This window comes from Mesorhizobium sp. M7A.F.Ca.CA.003.01.2.1, assembly GCF_003998945.1.
GTDB lineage: Bacteria > Pseudomonadota > Alphaproteobacteria > Rhizobiales > Rhizobiaceae > Mesorhizobium > Mesorhizobium ciceri.
Genome location: NZ_RZRA01000513.1, coordinates 1 through 4,006, shown reverse-complemented (window position 1 = coordinate 4,006; position 4,006 = coordinate 1). Strand labels below are relative to the sequence as shown.

General features: G+C 66.6%; 5 protein-coding genes. All 5 read left to right on the top strand.

Annotated elements, in window-relative coordinates; translation table 11 throughout:
- Window positions 1–614, top strand: a 614-nt coding sequence (locus EN969_RS20060; protein WP_206525190.1) for a cobaltochelatase subunit CobN, incomplete at its 5' end; no start/stop codon positions are given.
- A complete protein-coding gene (gene cobG / locus EN969_RS20055) occupies window positions 611–2,104 on the top strand; it encodes a precorrin-3B synthase (protein ID WP_063168242.1) in 1,494 nt (497 codons plus the stop codon). The genes EN969_RS20060 and cobG, both read left to right, overlap by 4 nt.
- A gap of 2 nt (window positions 2,105–2,106) precedes the next feature.
- Window positions 2,107–2,739 (top strand): precorrin-8X methylmutase, encoded by a 633-nt coding sequence (locus EN969_RS20050; RefSeq protein ID WP_063168243.1) that lies wholly within the window; start codon window positions 2,107–2,109, stop codon window positions 2,737–2,739.
- On the top strand, window positions 2,736–3,494 hold the full coding sequence (locus tag EN969_RS20045; protein WP_013531083.1) for a precorrin-2 C(20)-methyltransferase: 759 nt from the start codon (window positions 2,736–2,738) through the stop codon (window positions 3,492–3,494). Before EN969_RS20050 ends, EN969_RS20045 begins: the two co-directional genes overlap by 4 nt.
- Window positions 3,491–4,006: SAM-dependent methyltransferase (locus tag EN969_RS20040; RefSeq protein WP_127419330.1), on the top strand; the 516-nt coding region annotated here is incomplete at its 3' end. The genes EN969_RS20045 and EN969_RS20040, both read left to right, overlap by 4 nt.

Sequence of the window (4,006 nt, the reverse complement as noted above, 5' to 3'; positions counted from 1 at the left end):
ACGCTACATCGCACGCCTATGGCGGCGCCGGGGGCGAAGGCATCTCCGCGCCCGGCGCCTTCGAGGGCCGCATCGCCGAAGCCGATCTTCTCGTCCACACCGGCGACGACCCCGGCCGCGACATCCTCGAGGGCTCCGCCGATGTGGCCTTCATCGGCGGCTTTTCCGCAGCACTTGCGGCGCTCGGCAGGAATGCCGACGTCATCGTGCTCGACACCACGGACCCGCAAAAGCCGAAGCCACGCTCGATCAGTGAGGCCGTAGCGCGCGTCGTGCGTGCCCGCGCCGTCAATGCCCGTTTCATCGCTGGCCAGATGCGGCACGGCCCGCGCGGTGCCTCCGAATTCGCCGAAACCGTCGACCGGCTGGTCGGCTTCGCCGAAACCACGCACGCCATTCCGGGAACGCTGATCGAGGCGGTGCATGACGCCTATGTCGGCGATCCCATGGTCCGCGCCTTCATCCTGCGCGAAACCCCCGCCGCCGCAAAAATCATCGCCGAGCGTTTCCTGTCGGCGCGCCGGCGCGGCCTCTGGCATCCCCTGCGCAATTCCATCGACGACGATTTGACGGCCCTGATTGCCGAGGCAGAAGCACTTGGGGTGGCGGCATGAGCGCCTTCTCGCGCCGCGGCGCCTGTCCGGCTTTGTCGGCACCGATGCAAACCGGCGACGGCCTGCTGGTGCGGCTCAACCCGGTTGCTGGGGGAATGTCGCCAGAGTCGTTGATCGGACTAGCCGAATCCGCTTTGCGGCACGGCAATGGCATCATGGAAGTCACCGCGCGCGGCAGTTTGCAGATACGCGGCCTGACGGCGCAAAGTGCTGCGCTGCTGGCGGCGGAGGTCGATGCGCTTGATATCGCGGTTCGCACCGGCGTGCCGGTCGAGACCGGGCCGCTGGCAGGCATTGATCCGCAAGAGATTGCCGATCCCCGGCCGCTGGCTGAACGTATCAGGGCTGCGATCGAAGAAGCTGGGCTCGTACAGCGCCTAAGACCGAAGGTGTCGGTCGTTGTGGACGGCTGCGGGCAACTCGCCATGGATGCGGTCACGGCCGACGTGCGGCTTGCTGCAACGCGCACCGATGCGGGAGTTCGGTGGCGCGTGTCTGTCGCGGGTGACGGGAGGAATGCGAGGCCGCTGGCGTTTGCCGATCAAGGTGCGGCGCGCGATATTGCCGTTGCAGCTCTAAGGATGGTTGCAGAGAAAGGCCGCGAGGCCCACGCAAGGGATTTATCGGAGAGGCAATTAGTGTCTTTGGCGGGTTGGCTGTGCTCGACGAGTTTGCGCGAGGCGCCCCCCTCTGTCCTGCCGGACATCTCCCCCTCAGGCGGGGAGATTGGCAGCTTCGACGCCGGCTTTTCCTTAACAGCACCGGAGATTGGCGAAACCATCGGTGACGGCGTAATCTCCCCCCTAGAGGGGGAGATGTCCGGCAGGACAGAGGGGGGCGCCTCGCGCAAACCTATCGGCCTTTTCCCCTTAGCCGGCCACGCCACCGCCCTCGGCATCGCCCTGCCCTACGGCAGCATGCCGGCCGACAAGATCATCGCCCTCGCGCAAGCCGCCATCGCCCTCGGCACAACCGAAATCCGCCTCGCCCCCGGTCGTGCCTTGCTGTTCCTCGGGCAACCAACCGCCGCCAACCCATCGCTCCAACACACCGCCGCCATCCTCGGCTTCGTCACCGCCCCCGCCGACCCGCGCACGCGCATTGCCGCTTGCCCGGGCATGCCGGCCTGCGCCTCCGGCCGCATCGCCACACGCGACATCGCCGAGACGATCGCCGCTGAAACAGCCGACATCCTCGACTTCACCCTTCACATTTCCGGCTGTGCCAAAGGCTGCGCCCACCCCGGTCCGGCAGCGCTGACGATCGTCGGCGGCGAAAATGGAGCCGGACTTGTCGTGAACGCGACGGCAAAGGCCCTTCCTGCCGGCTACAGGCCGGGCTATGACGCCGCGCGCGGCATCGGCCGCGTCGCGGCGATGATCCGCAGCACACGATATCAAGGTGAAACCGCCGCCGCTTGCCTGACAAGGCTCGGGCCGGCCGGTATCGCCGAGGCCTACCGACAGGCCCAAACTGAAAAACGGAAATGAGCATGGCCGCCTACGACTACATCCATGACGGCACGGCGATCTACGAGCGCTCCTTCGCCATCATCCGCGCCGAGGCCGATCTGTCGCGCTTCTCCGAAGCTGAGGCCGATGTCGCCATTCGCATGATCCATGCCTGCGGCCAGGTCGAAGCTTCAAATCATTTTGTGTTCTCCAAGGATTTCGTTGCCGCCGCCCGCACCGCTTTGGCGGCCGGCGCGCCGATCTTCTGCGACGCGGAAATGGTCTCGCATGGCGTCACCCGCGCCAGGCTGCCGGCGGGCAACGAGGTGATCTGCACCTTGCGCGACCCGCGTACGCACGAAATTGCCAGGCAAATCGGCAACACCCGTTCGGCGGCCGCCATCGACCTCTGGGGCGAGCGCATGGCCGGCTCTGTGGTTGCCATCGGCAATGCGCCGACCGCGCTATTCTATCTCCTGGAAAAACTGCGCGATGGCGCACCGAAGCCGGCGGCCATCATCGGCATGCCGGTCGGCTTCGTCGGTGCGGCCGAATCCAAGGATGCGCTGGCCGAGAATTCCTACGGCGTTCCCTACGCCATCGTGCGTGGCCGGCTTGGCGGCAGTGCCATGACCGCCGCCGCGCTCAATTCATTGGCGAGGCCTGGCCTGTGAACGCCTTTCTCAAAGGCCGCCTCGTTGGCGTCGGCACCGGTCCTGGCGACCCCGAACTGCTGACCCTAAAAGCCGCCCGCATCCTGGCCGAGGCCGATGTCGTGGCCTATTTCGCCAAGCGCGGCAACAACAGCAACGCCCGCGCCATCGTCGAAGCGCAGTTCCGGCCCGAAATGACGGAATTGCCGCTGCTCTATCCCGTCACAACCGAAATCGCCAGGGACCACGACGACTACCGCTCGCAGATCACGGCTTTCTACGAGGAGTCGGCCGAAAAGGTCGCCGAGCACCTCGAAGCCGGCAGAATGGTTGCGGTGCTGTCGGAGGGCGACCCGCTGTTCTACGGCTCTTACATGCATCTGCATGTGCGCCTCGCCCATCGTTTTCCGACCGAAGTCATCCCCGGCGTCACCGCCATGTCCGGCTGCTGGTCGCAGACCGGTATTCCGATCGTCCAGGGCGACGACGTGCTCACCGTGCTGCCGGGCACGATGAGCGAGTTCGAGCTGACCCGCCGGCTGGCCGACACCGATGCCGCCGTCATAATGAAGGTCGGCCGCAACCTGCCCAAGATCAGGCGGGCGCTGGAGGCTACGGCCAAGCTGTCGCGCGCCGTCTATGTCGAGCGCGGCACCATGGCCGGCAGCGTCTCGATGAAGCTTGCCGACAAAAAGGACGACAAGGCGCCCTACTTCGCCATCGTGCTGGTCGCCGGCTGGTCCGGCCGCCCCGGCGCCGTGGGAGCGCAGGTATGAGTGGCCGTCTCATCGTCATCGGCCTTGGCCCCGGCAATGCCGATCAGGTCACCCCGGAGGCCAGCCGCGCTGTCGCCGAGGCGAAATTCTTTTACGGCTACAAACCCTATCTCGACCGGCTGGACCTGCGCCCGGACCAGACCCGCGTCGCTTCCGACAACCGCGAGGAACTCGCCCGCTCCAAGGACGCATTGAGCAAGGCTGCAGAGGGCCATGACGTCGCCGTGGTCTCCGGCGGCGATCCCGGCGTGTTCGCCATGGCGGCGGCCGTCTGCGAGGCGATCGAGGCCGGTCCGGTCGAATGGCGCGCAGTCGATGTCGCCGTGGTGCCCGGCATCACCGCCATGCTTGCGGTTGCCGCCCGCATCGGCGCGCCGCTCGGCCATGATTTCTGCGCCATCTCGCTCTCCGACAATCTAAAGCCATGGGAGTTGATCGAACTGCGCCTGCTGGCGGCGGCCGGTGCCGGCTTCGTCATCGCGCTTTACAACCCGATCAGCAAGGCCCGCCCC